Raw genomic sequence first — 16,408 nt, forward strand, 5'->3', positions numbered from 1 at the left:
GTCGTCCTCCTTCGCCGGTTCGGGGACCGTGGCGGTGCGTTACGCGAACGGCACCGGGTCGGCCAAGACGCTGACCCTGACGGCAGGCGGGTCCGCACAGCAGATCGTCCTGCCGGCGACCAGCGGCAACAAGGGCCGTGCTTTCCTCGCCACCAGCCTGTCGTCCTCCTTCGCCGGTTCGGGGACCGTGGCGGTGCGTTACGCGAACGGCACCGGGTCGGCCAAGACGCTGACCCTGACGGCAGGCGGGTCCGCACAGCAGATCGTCCTGCCGGCGACCAGCGGCTGGGCGAGCTGGTCCAGCGTCAACGTGCCGGTCACCTTCACGAAGGGGGCCAACCCCCTCACCCTGGCCTTCACCGGCAATGACAGCGGCAACGTCAACATCGACAGCTTCACCGCCACCACTCCCACCACCGACCCCACCGACCCCACCGATCCGGGCGGCCCCGGCGACCCGGACCCGAGCGGCGTAGGGGCCACCCTGCCGTTCACCACCTACGAGGCCGAGTCCGGCACTGTCAAGGGTTCGACCATCGGCTCCGACCGCACCTACCTCTCCGTCACCTCTGAAGCATCCGGCCGCAAGGCCGTCAAGCTGACCCGGACCGGCGACTACGTCGAGATCACGCTCAGCAAACCCGCCAACGCCATCAACCTGCGCTACTCGCTGCCCGACAGCAGCGACGGCAAGGGCATAGACGCCACACTCAGCGCCTACGCCGACGGCAGGCCCCTGCCCGCCCTCCACCTGACGTCGCGCTACGCCTGGGTCTACGGCGGATACCCGTACACCAACAACCCCGGCGAGGGCCAGGGCCACCGCTTCTTCGACGAAACCCGCGCCACCTTCGGTCAGACGCTGCCGGCCGGCACTGTCCTGCGCCTGCAGAAGGACGCCGGGGACACCGCCGCCTCCTACACCATTGACCTCATCGAGGCCGAAGAGACTGGAGCGGCGGGCACTCTGCCCAGCGGTTACGTCTCCGCCGAAGACCTCGGTGTCACACCGAACGACAACCAGGACGACACCGTCGGGCTCAACCAGGCACTGGAGAAGGCCAAGAACCAGGGCAAGGGACTGTTCCTGCCCGCCGGCACCTACAACATCTCCGACCACATCAACCTCACCGGCGTAAAGCTGCGCGGCGCGGGAGTGTGGCACACCGTGCTGCGCGGCACCGGCCTCAAGGGCGGCCTGTTCGGCCAGGGAGGCACCAGCAGTATCGAAGGCCTCATGATCGACGGCCAGAACACGGTCCGCGACGATGCCGGCGGCCAGGCGGCGATCGAAGGCGACTTCGGCACCGGGTCCGTCATCAAGAACGTATGGATTCAGCACACCAAGGTCGGTCTCTGGATCTCCAGCCCCACCGACGGCCTCAAAGCCAGCGACCTGCGCATCCGCAACACCTACGCCGACGGCGTCAACCTGCACGGCGCGGTGAAGAACACGGTCGTCTCCAACAGCAGCATCCGCGGCACCGGTGACGATGCCATGGCCATGTGGTCGGACGGGGCCACGGTGACCAACAGCGTCTTCCGCAACAACACCGTCCAGCTTCCCACCCTCGCCAACGGCGCCGCCGTTTACGGCGGCAGCGGCAACAGCGTCGAGAACAACCTCATCTCCGACACCGTCGTCGCTGCCTCGGGCATCGCCGTCTCCACCCGCTTCGGTGAGCCGTTCAGCGGCACCACCACCGTCTCCGGCAACATCCTGCGCCGCACCGGCAGCATGGAAGTGAACTGGAACACCAAGCTCGGCGCCCTGTGGGTCTACGCCGACCAGTCCGACATCAACCAGCCAGTCGTCCTGAAGAACAACACCGTCGAGGACTCCACCTTCAGCGGCCTCCTCGTCTCCTGGCAGAAGCAGATATCCGACCTCCGCGTGGATGGCCTGACCATCGACAAGGCCGGACACCACGGCATCGAGGTCTACGCCAGCGGCAAGGGCACCTTCGCCAACACCAAGATCACCAATGCGGCCGACGGCGCACTCGATGTAGCCGGCGGCTTCACCATCCAGCGCGGAAGCGGTAACTCCGGCTGGTAACAGCGGCCGCCCACGGGCCCGTTCGGTCCTCCTGACCACACGGGCACACGCTCCGCCGACGCAACCAGATCCGCGGGCCCGGCCCAGACTGCGCTGCCGGGCCCGCGCAACGCTCCACCCAATGAGAGAAGGCAGGTCCCATGACCCCGCGCACCACCGACTGGTGGCGTCACGCAGCCATCTACCAGGTCTACCCCCGCAGCTTCGCCGACGGCAACGGCGACGGCATCGGTGATCTGATCGGCGTGCGCTCCAGGCTGGACTACCTTGAGAGCCTCGGTATCGACGCCATCTGGTTCTCACCCTGGTATCTGACCCCCATGGCGGACGCCGGCTACGACGTGACCGACTTCCGGCAGATCGACCCCCGCTTCGGTACCGACGCCGACGCCGACGCTCTCATCGCCGAGGCCCACGAACGCGGCATGCGCATCATCGTCGACGTCATTCCCAATCACGTCTCCGACGAACACGAGTGGTTCCGCAAGGCTCTCTCGGCCGCGCCCGGCTCCCCCGAGCGCGACTTGTTCTGGTTCCGCGACGGCCGCGGCGAGAACGGCGAGATGCCTCCCAACGAATGGCAGTCCATCTTCGGCGGCCCCGCCTGGACCCGTGTCGCCGACGGACAGTGGTACCTCCACCTCTTCGCCCCCGAACAGCCCGACCTGAACTGGCGCGACCCGCTCGTGCGCACCGAGTACGAAGACATCCTCCGCTTCTGGTTCGACCGGGGCGTCGACGGCATCCGCGTCGACTCCGCCGCCATGTGCAGCAAGGACCCCGAGCTGCCCGACTTTGACCACGCCAACCTGCCCGTCCCACATCCCTACGTCGACCTCGACGTCAACCATGAGATCTACCGCGGCTGGCGGGCCGTCGCCGACTCCTACCCCGAGCCCCGCGCCCTCATCGGCGAGGTATGGCTGGCCGACTCCGCCCGCTTCGCCCGCTACCTCCGCGCCGACGAGCTACACGCCGCGTTCAACTTTGATTTTCTCGCATGCAGTTGGGACGCATCTGCGCTCCGTGCCTGCATCGATGAAACCCTCACCGTCCACGCGGGCGTCGGCGCCCCCAGCACCTGGGTCCTGTCCAACCACGATGTCACCCGACACGTCACCCGCTACGGTCGTCCCGACACCAGCACCGCTGCGGGCATCCGCCAGTACAACCCTGTGGTCGACGAAGCTCTAGGACGCCGGCGTGCACGTGCCGCAGCACTGCTCACGCTGTCCCTGCCCGGCGCCGTCTACGTCTACCAGGGAGAGGAACTCGGCCTCCCGGAAGTCGAGGACATCCCGGCCGACCGCCGCGACGACCCCATCTACCACCGCACAGCCGGCGAAGACCCCGGCCGCGACGGCTGCCGGGTTCCCCTGCCCTGGTCCGGTACCCAGGAGCCCTACGGCTTCAGCCCCCACGACGCCGCTCAGCCCTGGCTGCCCCAACCCGCCACCTGGGCCGACCTCAGCGTCGCCGCACAGGACCCCGACCCCGGCTCGATGCTCAACCTCTACCGGACCGCACTCGCCCTACGCGCGAAACACAGCGCGCTGGGTGACGGCCCCTTCCAATGGCTGCCCGCCCCTGACGGCATCCTGGCATACACCCGCGGTTCCGACTTCATCTGCATGGTCAATCTGTCCGGCACCAGCATTGACGTCCCCGAGGGGCTCGAGGTGCTGCTCTCCTCCCAGCCCTTGGACGGTCCGCAACTGCCCACCGACAGCGGTGTTTGGCTGCGTCCCACCCGAACAGTGCGCGAGTGGCAGCTCTGACTGCGTCCGCAGGAGAGATGGTCCAGGAGTTATGCCAGGATGACCACGGCGCACCAAAGCCGTGGGACGTGCGTCAAGACCGGTCCCTGCGGGAGCGGCCCGGCGTGCGTGAGGCCGTGCCCGCGGAGCCCATACAGCCCCTCATGGCAGACGGCCTGAACGCCTGATGACCGCTGTCGCCGGGCAGGAAGGCCGTCGCGGAGCTGCAAACCCGGCAGAAGCATCGACCGCCGGCATCACCGCGTGGGAGTCGGGTCCCGTCCGGGCAGGCTCACATGGCGGGCAGGGGTCCGCGTCCCCGATTCCGGTCAGGCTCCGGGCGCGGACCACTTCTGGTTGGCGGCGCCGTTGCAGTCCCAGAGCACCACCTGTGTGCCATCGGTGGTGCTACCAGCGGGGTCGTCGAGGCAGCGGCCGGAGACGGGATTGCGGTAACCGCCGTTGTACGCCTGCCACTTCTGGTTGTCGCCGCCGTTGCAGTCCCAGATCTCCACCTTTGAGCCGTTGGCGGTGCCGCCGGCGGTCGCGTCGAGGCATTTGCCGAGCGCGCGCAGCGTGCCGTCGGAGGATGAGGTCCAGGACTGCGCGGTGCCGTTGTTGCAGCCCCAGATCTGAACGGCCGTACCGTTGGCGCTGCTGCCGGTGTTGACGTCGAGGCACTTCCCCGCGATGCCGGAACGCACCGCGCCGGCGCCCCCGGCCGTCACGGGTGCTTTGATCCAGCCGGCCGCGTCGGCGGCCTGGATGCCGGCGTTGAAGGCGTCCGACATCTTCTGGTAGCCGCGGTCGTTGGGGTGCAGCCCGTCGGAGAGGTCGGCGGTGGTCAGGGCGCTCATGTCGACCGTCCGAACGTGCTTTCCGGCAGCCTGTTCGGCTTGGACGATGCCGGGGATCGCCTGGTTGAAAGCCGGCCGGTGGGCTTCCTCGGTGCTGCTTGTGGACACGATGAGGGTGCCGACCAGCACGGTCGCGTCGGGCGCGTCCGTGGTGATCTGGTCGATCAGCGCGTGCAGCCGGTCGGTGGCGGTGGGGACCTGGTAGTTCTGGCCCAGGTCGTTGGTGCCGATCTCCAGTGTGACCACGTTGGGCCGGCTCTGGGCCAGCACGGCGTCGGCGATGCCGGCGATCTGGTCGATCCGCCAGCCGGAGTGGCCTTCGTTGTCCGGATCGGACATGGAGCCGTTGCGTTGGGTGCCGACGAAGTCCACGGCGTGGCCTTCTGACGTCAGCCTGTTCCACAGGTCGCCGCGGTAGCTGTTGCCCGTGCTGCTGCCTATGCCCCAGGTGATCGAGTCGCCCAGCGGCATCACCCGCAAGGAGGTGGCTGCGGCGGCGGCCCGGGGCTGGGCGCCGGCACCCGAGGGCGCGTCGGCAGCGGCCGCCGGCAAGGCAGCCCCCACGCTCAGTGCGACCGCCGCCACTGCCGCCGGTCCTGCCATCCGATATCTCATGCTTGTTCCTTTGGTGTGTGTGGGAAAAAGCGCGGGTTGTCAGTCCGACCGCCGCGGTCCTAGCTGACGGTCGGCGAGGGGCTGCGGGCCGTGCGGCGTCAGGTGCTTCCCCAAGTTCTCGGCTTCGCTCGAACAGGGGAGACCCCACTCCTCGGCGTGCCGGGCCCGGGCCCTCGTACTGGATGTACTTGGGTCTGGGCCCGGTGCGGCGAGAATGCGTGCGTGGCGTCGCACGGCAGACGGGAATGTGACGACAGGACCTAGGGAACGGGGATGTTCCACTTCTGGTTGGCCCCGTTGTTGCAGTCCCAGATGGCGAGGACGGTGCCGTTGGCCATGTTGGAGGCGGGGATGTCGAGGCAGCGCCCGCTGGCCGTGTTGACCAGGGCGCCGTTGTCGACGGTCCACTGCTGGTTGCCCTGACCGTTGCAGTTCCAGAGCCCCACCGCCGAACCGTTGGCGGTGGCCGCCCCCACGACGTCCAGGCACAAGCCGTTGATGGTGACCGCGTTGTTGCCGACCGTCCACTGCTGGGCCGGCGAATTGTTGCAGTCCCAGATGTCGACCACGGCGCCGGCGGTGGTGGACGCCTGGTAGTCGTCCAGACACTTGGCGGTGTTCAGGGCGGAGGTGACCGGCCCGGTCCCGATGCCGCCCGAGCCGCCGGCGCCGGGGGTGATCGACAGGTTGTCGAACTGGTCGGTGCGGTAGCCCTGGATACCCAGTCCGGCCTGGCCGGTGGAGAAGGATGTGTCGGTGACCGACCCGAACTGGTTGCCGTCGAGCTTCGCGGTGATCTGCGAGCCCTGGAAGGTGAAGGACAGGTTGTGCCACTTGCCGGTGCCCAGGGCGGTGGTGGTGCCGGTGGCCAGGGTGTGGTTCGACCCGTCGGTGTACATCTTCTCGATCCACCACTTGCCGGTGTCACGGACACGCAGGTAGTACGCGTTCATATGCGACTGCGGGCGCAGCTGGGTGTTGGCCCGGCCCAGCAGTTCCGTGGTGCCGGCGCTGCGCAGGTAGACGTCGGAGCTGACTGTGTAGTTCGACCAGGTGGGGTCGCCGACAAGGGTGTAGGCATCGCTGTCGTCCTGCCACTCGATCGGCTTGACCGGCGCCATCTGCTGCACACACTTGCCGGAGCGGCCGGTACAGGGCTGGACTTCGTAGGAGCCCTGCATGTCGGACATGTACTTCGCTTGGGCGCCGTTGCCGTAGCTGTCGAAGGTGTCGGTGTACGGGAGTGCGAGGGCGTGCGCGGCGGGCGCGGCGGCTGTGCCCTTGCCTGCACCGTTCATGGTGCTGGCGGTGTAGACGTAGCCGGGCTGCATGGTCAGGAAGAACGAACCGTTGGAGGGGGTGATGTCCTGGGTGTGGACGAAGGACGTCGCGTTGCTGGGCGCGTTGAGCTTGGTGGCCCAGACGTGGACGGTGCCGGTGGACAGGCCGCCCTGCACGTGGACGTTGACCGTCTGGGACGAGGTGGAGGTGGTGGTCTCCAGGATGGTGGAGTAGTCCGGACCGGTGTTGGACTTGACCGTGACGTAGCTGCCGTTGGAGTTGGAGCCGCCGAGGTAGCCGGAGGCGGAGTCGATGAACTTCCAGCCGGGCTTGGTGAACTGAGTGACCTGGGCAGTGGCCCAGGTGCTGGCGCCGATGATGTAGTGGCCGGACCAGGGTGAGCCGGCGGTGGCCAGCCCGACCGTGGAGTAGGGCAGGTTGGGGGTGATCGCCGCGATCAGCGGCCAGTTGTAGTAGCTGGTCATCCGGGCGTCGGTGTAGCCGCGGATGATGGACCTGATCACTGCGGGGGCACCGCTGTCCATGTCGTTGGAGCCGCCCTCACTGGCCCAAAGCGGCTTACCGCTGTTGCGGGCGGTGTTGGTGGTGGAGCAGGTCTGGCCGATGTTGTCATTGCCGTATCCGCAGGGATAGTGGACGCCGATGACCGACACCGCGTTGTTGAATGCCGCGTTGTCAGCCATGTCGTCGGCGACGTCCCAGCCGCTGTCGTCGGCGACGAGCTGGACGCTGGAGTAGCCGGCGTTGTTCAGGGCGGAACGCAGCTGGATGTACCAGTTGACGTCGTGTCCGCGCTCGTTCCAGCCGCCGAGATACTTGATGTCCAGGCCGTGCTGCTTGGCGCAGCCCAGCCAGGAGATGAGGTAGTTGATGGTGTCGGTCGACCAGAACCCGCCGTTGATCCAGCCCGGCGCGGTCCACGCGAGGCCGTAGAGGGCGATGCCGGGGTTGCGGGCCTTTGCCTGCTCGGCCAGCCAGAACTCGTAGCCGGCGTCGCAGTTGATCGTGCCGCGCGTGTGCTCGATCGACGGCTCGGAGCCGTCGGTGGAGTTGGCGTCACCGCTGATCTCGATCTTCAGCGACTGCAGGTTCGCGCCGTAGCCGGGCTTGAACATGTAGTCCAGGATCTGAGCCTGCTGCGCGGCGGGATAGTCGGTCAGCAGACGCGAGTTGCCCCCGCCACCGCTGATGGCACCGATCCCGTCGAACGTGCGGCCGCTCTGCGCCCCGTCCACCGTGATGGACGTGGTCGCGGCATTCGCCGGAGTCACGCCAACGGCGAGCAACGCAGCGAGCAACGCCAGTATCCATAAAGGGGCAAGTCTCACTAATCGGCGCATGGTCCATCCTTCGCCGTAGAGGCGGCTGCCGCTCACTCGATGACGGGAGCATGCCCAATGCCGCCAGGAAGTTGGTGCACAGTGTGTTGTCCTGTTGATTTTGCAGTCAAGACTCACGCCAAAAAAACAAGTTCGCACACTTCCCGATCATCATGATGACGCAGGTCACACCCCCGAGGCCGATACGAAATGCCCCGGCCAATCACACCGGCCCACCTCCGGCCCACCGACCGACCGGCCCAGCGCACGCCCGCACCGGGGCCAGGCACTCGGCATCACACACGCGTCCGGATGAGTTCCGTACCCGCTCACACCCCAGGAGTGAGCTGCCTTGATGAGCGGAAAGGAGGCGAATCGCGCCACTGACGCAGCCCATTGGATCTGCCGCACGACACCCCTTGCCGACCCGCCTTCAGCTGGGCCAAGGCGTCGTCCACGTCGATGATCTCGAAGACCAGGAGATCAGCGCCGCGTGCGACCCGTTCGACGTTCGTGCTCGGTCCGGTGTCCCCCGTGAACACGATCGAGCGGCCTGTGGGTTCGAAGCGGTGGGCCGCCGTCGAAGGTGACGTCGAAGGCGTTGAGTGCGGTCTTCCAGCGCATGGTCCAGCGTGTCTGGCCCTTGCCGGTCGGGTCCAGAGAGCCCGTTCGCGATCCCCTTCAACCATTCATCAACCGCATGCCCATCCACAACGCAGACGGGGGCCTCCCATACCCGGACCTGCTTCGTAAGTCATCGCTCGGTCAAGGTCACGGCGGACCGATACGACCACCTCACGCAGAACGGCCATGAGCGCTGCCGCCAGGTGGTCGAGATGGCCGTGGGGCCCTACATGCTCACAGCAGGCCGAGCGACCGCAGAGCGCGGTGCTGAATCGGTGCGGGGTCAGACGGCCAGTAGACGTAGCAGACGCCGCCCGTACCACTCCTGACCTGGCCGTTCGCGTCGTAGCGCTTGGTGCGCAGCCAGATGGTCTCCCACTCGTGCCGCCGGTAGACGTGGCGCACCGCCTCGTCGTCCGGCGACGCGGGGTCGTTGGCGATGACGTCGCCGTCGGCGGTGAAGCCGATGACGGTCATCAGGTGGCCCGAGGTGCCGTAGCCCGCGCCGGTCAGCTCCTCCTTGAGGAACGACTGCGAGGTGATGACCGGGATGCCCGCCCGGACCAGGGTCTCCACGTCCTTCAGCGAGCCGAGCCGGGTCACCGCGGCGCTCATGTCGCGGTACGTCGCCGCGTAGGCGGCGTTGAAGGGCCAGTTGCCGCAGCCCTCGTACTGGTTGTCGTACGTGAAGCGCGCGGCGTGGCAGACCTGGGGGTCCTGGAGCCCGGGCTCGACCCAGGCGAGGTCGTCGGCGGAGGGTGTGCGGCCCCAGTACTCGATGATCATCTGCGAGGAGGTGGGGCTGCACCACGCCTCGCCGCCGTTGTCGTACTCGGGGTACTGCCCGACGTGGACGTTCTGCGAGTAGCGCGGCACCGGCAGCTCGCGGACGAGACCGGGGGTGCTGGCGGGGACGGTGAAGCGGTCGGGGATGTCCGAGGCCATCGCCCCGATCCGCCACACCGTCGGGGTGAGCCGGCTGCCGGGGGTGCGGTACAGGGTCAGCCGGAGCCGGTAGGACAGCAGGCGCAGACCGCTCGCGGCGTCGTCCACCGAGAACGTGTCGGTCCAGATGGAGCTCTTGCCGTCGCTCTGGTCGTCCACGGACGTGCGGCGGATGTCCCCGTCGCCGGCCGCCCAGCGGCCCATGACGTACCAGGGGGTCTCGGTGCCGTCCGAGTAGCGGCCGCGCAGTTCGATCTGAACCCAGGTGCCGGCCGGGGTGTGCGCGTTCCAGGAGGCGATCACCTCGGTCGCGGGGACGGACGAGCGGTGGACGGGTGAGGTCCAGGTCGCGTAGTCCCAGGCGGCGGTGGTGCCGGTGTGCGGGTCGGTGTAGTCCGTGCGGCCCAGCGGGTGGCCGATGACCAGCCCCGCCCGGCGGCCGGCGACCGCGCGGGTGCCTGCGCCGTGGCCGCAGCGCCAGTCGGTGTACGTGGTCCAGGCGTGGTTGTCCACCGAGGAGAGCGGGGCCGTGGGGTGGTGGTGCGGGGTGCCGGCCGCCGCGGAGGCGGCGGACGAGAGCGTTCCGGCGCCGGCCGCTGCCGCGATGGCGGCGGTGAGCACGGTTCGGCGTGAGGTCGGACTGGGCATGGGCGAGACCCCCGGTCGTCAGTGGAATGGGGCTGCGGTGCACAACAGTGCGCCAACTATCGCGGGTCGCGTCCCGGTTCGGCCAGCGATTCGGCCCGCGTCGATCAACCAATATTGGTCTCGACCACTGGCGTGACCTGCGGCTGCGCGGGAGCCTCCGCGGGGCGGGCGGATCGTAGGCTGGGCGCATGAACGACCTCCCGCACCACGCCGCGCGCCTGCGCGCCCTCGCGCCCTCCTGCGGACCGGTGCGGCTGATCGCCGTCGACGGCCACGCCGGATCGGGCAAGAGCACCTTCGCGGCCCGTCTCGCGTCGGCGCTCGGCGGCGCGCCCGTGCTGCACCTGGACGACCTGGCCACGCACGAGGAGCTGTTCGCCTGGGCGGACCGGCTCCGCGAGCAGGTGACGGGGCCCCTCTCGCGCGGCGAACCCGCGCGCTACGCGCCGTACGACTGGACGGCCAGGGCCTTCGGGCCGCCGCGGACCCTGGAGCCCGCCCCCGTGGTCCTGATCGAGGGGGTCGGCGCGGGCCGGCGCGCCCTGCGCCCCCTGCTGGCCCGGCTGCTGTGGATGGACCTGGCCGCCGAGGTGGCCTGGGAACGGGGGCGGCGGCGCGACGGGCCCGCGCTCCGCTCGTTCTGGGACGACTGGACAGCCGCCGAGACGGCACACTTCTCGGCCGACCCCTCGCGCCCCCACGCGGACGCACTGGTACGGCAGTTGACCGTGGGGTACGAGTGGCTGGAAGGGCCCGTACGGGAGCACTGCTGAATCGTTCCGTCACGCGGTGTGACCATCTCGCGGCGCCATACCGGGCCGCCGGAAATCGGACCGGAAGTACCTCAACTCCGCTTGACCCGGGGGCGGTACAGGTCTTACGTTCTCAATGTGCGGCTTTTCGGAGCCCCCACAGACGCGAAGCCCCCGGTTGTTCCCCCGTGATCGGGGGCTTCGTCCTGTGCTCCCCACGCCTCTCCGGCCCTCACCGGCCCCCTCTCCCTCACCCTGGGTCACGACGCGCGTTCGGCCTGCGGCACCCTTAGTCGGATACTCCCCGCACCGGTACGATGCCTCTCGGTGCGGTCAATTCCCGTCCACGGCACAGTGTTTCGGCGCGCCTCGGCGGGCTTTCGGGCGGCGGGACATCCTGGGGGCACGTTTGTGGGGGACCTGATGGACATCGGCACGCAGGGCGCACAGGCCCCCGCCGACCTCGCGTGGCTGCGGGGCGTGGACGCCTACACGATGGGCGCCTATCCGCAGGCCGAGGAGGAATTCCGGTCCGCGGTCCGCCACGATCCCGGCATGGCCGACGCCTGGCTCGGTCTGCACGCGCTGCGGGTCGACACGGCGTCCGCACTGCTGCACATGCACCGCCACCGCGACCGCTTCGGCGAGCAGCGCGGCCGCTACCGGCGCACGCTCAACTCCTGGTACTGGCTGGGCTGGTGGGTGCAGCCGGTGCTGGAGAGTCCGCGCGACCTGCTGCTGGCACACGCCTCGCACTGGCTGGACGGCCGCCATGTGCCGGAGCTGGACCGGGCGCTCGCCGCCCTGGGACCGGTGGACACCGACCCGCAGGTCCGCTTCCTGCACGCCTGCCGCTCCTACCTGGTCAAGGACTGGGAGCAGCTCGTACGCCACACCGAGCAGCTGATGGACGACCCGATGCTCGGCATCGAGGCGGGGCTCTTCGGCGGGATGGCGCGGGTGCGGCTGGAGATGTACGGGCAGGCCGAACCGATGCTCGCGACGGCCCTGATGCGCTGCCGCAGCGAGCAGCCGCAGCGCAAGGAGCTGCGCTACTGGCTGGCGCGCGCCCACGAGGGCACCGGCCGCAGCGCCGCCGCCCTGCCGCTCTACCGGGCCGTGCACCGGATCGACCCCGCCTTCATGGACACCTCGGCGCGGCTGGCGGCCATCGCGGACTACGACGGTCTGGACGGCCCCGAGGACGCGTTCGGCCTGGCCGCCGTGTCGCTGACCGGTCTGGAGGCGGACGCGGCCTCCGCGGAGGGCCGGGTGGAGGGCGACTCCGCACCGGGCGCCGATCTCCCGGACGGCCGGGAGCTGTCGCCGGGCGGCGAGCCACAGGATCTGCCCGGGGCCGGCGTCTCCCCGTTGCCCGGCGGGGCGCGGGCGAAGACCTCGGTGCCGGGGCAGCCGGCGCCGCAGCCGTTCTTGGCCGGGCCCAGCGACCCGGTCCTGCTGGCCGAGGCGCTGGCCGAGCTGGAGCGGATGGTCGGCCTGGAGCCGGTGAAGCGTCAGGTCAAGGCGCTCTCGGCGCAGCTGAACATGGCGCGGCTGCGGGCCCGCCAGGGGCTGCCCGTACAGCCGCCGAAGCGGCACTTCGTCTTCTCCGGGCCTTCCGGCACCGGCAAGACGACGGTGGCCCGCATCCTGGGCCGGGTGTTCTACGCGCTGGGCCTGCTCGGCGGGGACCACCTGGTGGAGGCGCAACGGGCGGATCTGGTGGGCGAGTTCCTGGGCCAGACCGCGGTGAAGGCCAATGAGCTGATCGATTCGGCGCTGGGCGGGGTGCTCTTCGTGGACGAGGCGTACAGCCTCTCCAACACCGGGTACAGCAAGGGTGACGCTTACGGCGACGAGGCCCTGCAGGTCCTGCTGAAGCGGGCGGAGGACAACCGGGACCATCTCGTCGTCATCCTGGCCGGCTACCCCGAGGGCATGGACCGGCTGCTCTCCACCAACCCCGGGCTCTCCTCCCGCTTCACCACCCGGGTGGACTTCCCCAGCTACCGGCCGCTGGAGCTCACCGCGATCGGCGAGGTGCTCGCCGCGGAGAACGGCGACGTGTGGGACGAGGAGTCGTTGGACGAGCTGCGCTCCATCAGCGGTCATGTGGTCGACCAGGGCTGGCTGGACGAGCTGGGCAACGGCCGCTTCCTGCGGACGCTGTACGAGAAGAGCTGCGCCTACCGCGACCTGCGGCTCTCAAGCTGTACGACGGTGCCGACCCGGGACGATCTGGCGACGCTGCGGCTGCCGGACCTGATGCAGGCGTACGGCGAGGTGCTGTCGGGGCGCGGGCCGGTGGGCCGGGGGCCGCAGGAGCCGCCCGCGATGTGAGCCGCGCACCCGGCCACCGGAACGCTCCGGGGGCCGGGTGCGCGGTGCGGATCAGCCGACCAGGGCGGTGAGCCCGTCCGGGTCCGCGGTCCGCTCCTCGGTGCGGCGGGGCTCGGCGACCCGGTGCGCCGGGTCGCGTACCTCCCCGACCAGCATTTCGAGGACGTCCTCCATGGCGACCAGGCCGAGCACCCGGCCGGTGGCGTCGGCGACCTGGGCGAGGTGCGTGGCGGCGCGGCGCATCACGGTGAGGGCGTCGTCCAGCGGGAGTTCGGCCCGTACGGTCGCCATCGGGCGCCACAGGTGCTGCGGCACCGCCCGGTCGCCGTCCTCCAGGTCCAGGACGTCCTTGACGTGCAGGTAGCCCATGAACGGTCCGCCGCCCTGGGCGCAGACCGGGAAGCGCGAGAAGCCGGTGCGTACCGTCAGCTCCTCGATCCGGCGCGGGGTGACGGAAGGGTCCACCGTCACCAGCGAAGCCCGGCGCAGCAGCACGTCGGTGACGGGCCTGCTGCCCAGCTCCAACGCGTCCTCCAGCCGCTCCTGCGCCTCGGGCTCCAGGAGCCCGGCCTGGCCGGAGTCCTCCACGAGGCGGTTGAGCTGTTCACTGGTGAAGACGGCCTCCACCTCGTCCTTCGGTTCGACGCCGAAGAGCCGGAGCACCAGCCGGGCGCAGGCGCCGAGCGCCGCGGTGACCGGGCGGCAGAGCCGGGCGAAGCCGACGAGGCCGGGGCTGAGCCACAGCGCGGTCTTCTCCGGCGCGGCCATCGCCAGGTTCTTCGGGACCATCTCGCCGATGACGAGGTGGAGGAAGACGACGAGGACGAGCGCCAGCACGTAGCCGAGCGGGTGGATCAGCCCCTCGGGCAGGTGCACGGCGGTGAAGACCGGCTCCAGGAGGTGGGCGACGGTGGGTTCGGCGACGGCTCCCAGGGTCAGGGAGCAGACGGTGATGCCGAACTGGGCGGCCGCCATCATCTGCGGCAGGTTCTCCAGGCCGTACAGCACCTGGCGGGCGCGGCCGGAACCGGCCGCGGCGAGGGGTTCGATCTGGCTGCGGCGTACGGAGACGAGGGAGAACTCCGCGCCGACGAAGAAGCCGTTCGCGAGGACGAGGAGTCCGGCGAAGAGCAGCTGGAGCAGGCTCATCGCGCCGCCTCCAGGACCCCGTGCCCGGCCGGCTCCGTGGTGTCCGCCCCGGAGGTTCCGGCCGCGCGGACGAAGCGGACCTTCTCGGCCCGGTAGTGGCCGACCTGGCGGACCGCGATCCGCCAGCCGGGCAGTTCGGCCCGGTCGCCGGGTGCGGGAATGCGGCCCAGCAGATCGGCTACGAGCCCGGCCACGGTCTCGTACGGGCCGTCGGGCACGTCGAGTCCTATGCGGCGCAGGGTGAGGACCCGGCAGCTGCCCTCGGCGTCCCAGGCGGGCCTGCCGTCCTCGGGCGGTGCGGGGGCCAGCTCGGGGCGGTCGGCGCCCTCGGCGTCGTGCTCGTCGCGGACCTCGCCGACGAGCTCCTCGATGATGTCCTCCAGGGTGACGACCCCGGCGGTGCCGCCGTACTCGTCGACGACGACGGCGATCGGCTGCTCCTTGCGCAGCCGCTGGAGCAGCTGTTCGACGGGCAGCGTCTCGGGCACCAGCAGCGGCGGCACGGCGATCCGGCCGGCCGGGGTGCGCAGCCGCTCGGCGGCCGGGACCGCGAGGGCGTCCTTGAGGTGGATCATGCCGACGACCTCGTCGATGCGCTCCCGGTAGACGGGGAAGCGGGAGAGGCCGGTGGCGCGGGTGAGGTTGAGGACGTCCGCCGCGGTGGCGGAGGTCTGGAGGGCGCTGACCTTCACGCGCGGGGTCATGACGTGCTGGGCGGTGAGCCCGGCGAGCGACAGGGTCCGTACGAAGAGGTCCGCGGTGTCCTGTTCGAGGGTGCCGGCCTCGGCCGAGTGCCGGGCGAGGGAGACCAGCTCGCCGGGGGTGCGGGCGGAGGCCAGCTCATCGGTCGGTTCGACGCCGAGGAGGCGCACCAGCCGGTTGGCCGCGGTGTTCAGGGCGCCGATGACCGGCCGGAAGACGCGGGTGAAGCGCGCCTGTGGTCCGGCGACGAACCGGGCGACGTGCAGCGGGCGGGAGACCGCCCAGTTCTTCGGGACGAGTTCGCCGATGACCATCTGGACGGCCGCCGCGAGCAGCATGCCGGACACCACGCTGACGGAGGGAATGGCTCCGTCGGGCAGGCCGGTCAGGACGAGGGGGCCGTTCAGCAGTCGGGCGAGCGCCGGCTCGGCGAGCATGCCGACCACCAGTGAGGTGATGGTGATGCCGAGCTGGGTGCCGGAGAGCTGGAAGGAGAGTTCGCGCAGGGCGTCGACGACGGTGCGGGCCCGCCGGTCGCCCTCGGCGGCGGCGCGCTCGGCGTCCGCCCGTTCCACGGTGACGAGGCCGAATTCGGCCGCCACGAAGAAGCCGTTGGCGAGGATGAGAAGGAATGCCGCGCAGAGCAGCAACAAGGGGGTTGTCATGCCGCCGCCTCCACGGAGGGGGCGGCGCAGGTACTACCGGACGATCCGTCCATTGCTGGAGGGAGTCACTCCTCGGGTCGCAGGAAAGCCCCGCCGGCCTCGTTCATGGGCCTTCAGGTGCGGGGCGGGGCGCGCACGGGGCGCCGCCGTCTTCCAGAGTAATCAACGAGAGGCCCTGTGGGGCAGGGGGCTCAGCCGTTGTCCGTGCCGGTGCCGCGCCCCTCGGCGAGGTCCCTCAGGGCGCGGGCGTCGCGGATGGCCTGCTGCTTGGCGATTCCGGGCTGGATGCCGAGGGCGGGCATGCTGGTGCCGTCGCTGAGGTCGAGGAAGACCCAGGGGTCGCCTGCCCGGAGGTTGACGCGGACGATCTCCGCCCACGACAGCCGCCGGGTGCGCGTGAGGTTGACCACGGTCACCCCTTCGTCGTCCGCGACGACCTTGGGGCGGCTGAGCAGCGCCAGGACGCCGAAGAAGAGCAGCGCGGTGAAGACGAAGCTGACCCGTTCTCCCCCGCTGAGCTGTTCGAGGGTGAAGGCGACGACCGTGATGACGGCGAACATCGCCGCTCCGACGGTCAGCAGGACCACCCGGGTGCGGGTCGGCCGGAAGGTGACCGGCAGGGCCGGGAGGCCGGGCGGGGGTGTGGGGGCTGACATGTTCTTCTTCCGTCTCCC

At 69.9% G+C, this 16,408-nt stretch carries 10 protein-coding genes; 4 read left to right on the plus strand and 6 right to left on the minus strand.

Annotated elements, in window-relative coordinates; genetic code table 11:
* Both E6P78_RS16120 and E6P78_RS16125 read left to right on the plus strand, forming a co-directional pair.
* Window positions 1–2,059: right-handed parallel beta-helix repeat-containing protein (locus E6P78_RS16120; RefSeq protein WP_136204290.1), on the plus strand; the 2,059-nt coding region annotated here is incomplete at its 5' end.
* A 140-nt stretch (window positions 2,060–2,199) separates the two neighbouring features.
* On the plus strand, window positions 2,200–3,837 hold the full coding sequence (locus tag E6P78_RS16125) for a glycoside hydrolase family 13 protein (protein ID WP_136204291.1): 1,638 nt from the start codon (window positions 2,200–2,202) through the stop codon (window positions 3,835–3,837).
* A 308-nt stretch (window positions 3,838–4,145) separates the two neighbouring features.
* On the opposite strand, the gene E6P78_RS16130 is transcribed toward E6P78_RS16125, so the two are convergent.
* From E6P78_RS16130 to E6P78_RS16145, 3 genes are all read right to left on the minus strand, one after another.
* A complete protein-coding gene (locus tag E6P78_RS16130) occupies window positions 4,146–5,288 on the minus strand; it encodes an SGNH/GDSL hydrolase family protein (RefSeq protein WP_136204292.1) in 1,143 nt (380 codons plus the stop codon).
* Between the two features lie 260 nt (window positions 5,289–5,548).
* Window positions 5,549–7,861, minus strand: a complete 2,313-nt coding sequence (locus tag E6P78_RS16140) for an RICIN domain-containing protein (protein ID WP_240799229.1) — start codon at window positions 7,859–7,861, stop codon at window positions 5,549–5,551.
* Window positions 7,862–8,767: 906 nt separating this feature from the next.
* Window positions 8,768–10,126: a peptidase C39 family protein gene (locus E6P78_RS16145; RefSeq protein WP_136204293.1), complete on the minus strand. Its 1,359-nt coding sequence runs from the start codon at window positions 10,124–10,126 to the stop codon at window positions 8,768–8,770.
* A gap of 188 nt (window positions 10,127–10,314) precedes the next feature.
* Between E6P78_RS16145 and E6P78_RS16150 the strand changes: the two genes are divergently transcribed.
* Window positions 10,315–10,899, plus strand: a complete 585-nt coding sequence (locus E6P78_RS16150) for a hypothetical protein (protein WP_136204294.1) — start codon at window positions 10,315–10,317, stop codon at window positions 10,897–10,899.
* A gap of 402 nt (window positions 10,900–11,301) precedes the next feature.
* Entirely contained in the window at window positions 11,302–13,218 is a 1,917-nt protein-coding gene (locus E6P78_RS16155) for an AAA family ATPase (RefSeq protein ID WP_206307820.1), read from the plus strand.
* 51 nt (window positions 13,219–13,269) lie between these two features.
* Here the strand turns inward: E6P78_RS16155 and E6P78_RS16160 are convergent, their stop codons facing one another.
* From E6P78_RS16160 to E6P78_RS16170, 3 genes are all read right to left on the minus strand, one after another.
* Complete coding sequence (locus E6P78_RS16160; protein WP_136204296.1) at window positions 13,270–14,367, minus strand: hemolysin family protein; 1,098 nt, start codon at window positions 14,365–14,367, stop codon at window positions 13,270–13,272.
* Complete coding sequence (locus tag E6P78_RS16165) at window positions 14,364–15,734, minus strand: hemolysin family protein (RefSeq protein WP_136204297.1); 1,371 nt, start codon at window positions 15,732–15,734, stop codon at window positions 14,364–14,366. The genes E6P78_RS16160 and E6P78_RS16165 overlap by 4 nt, the downstream gene beginning before the upstream one ends.
* Window positions 15,735–15,925: 191 nt before the next feature.
* A complete protein-coding gene (locus E6P78_RS16170; protein ID WP_136204298.1) occupies window positions 15,926–16,390 on the minus strand; it encodes a PH domain-containing protein in 465 nt (154 codons plus the stop codon).
* Window positions 16,391–16,408: the final 18 nt, after the last annotated feature.

Source organism: Streptomyces sp. A0958 (genome assembly GCF_004795035.1).
Taxonomy (GTDB): domain Bacteria; phylum Actinomycetota; class Actinomycetes; order Streptomycetales; family Streptomycetaceae; genus Streptomyces.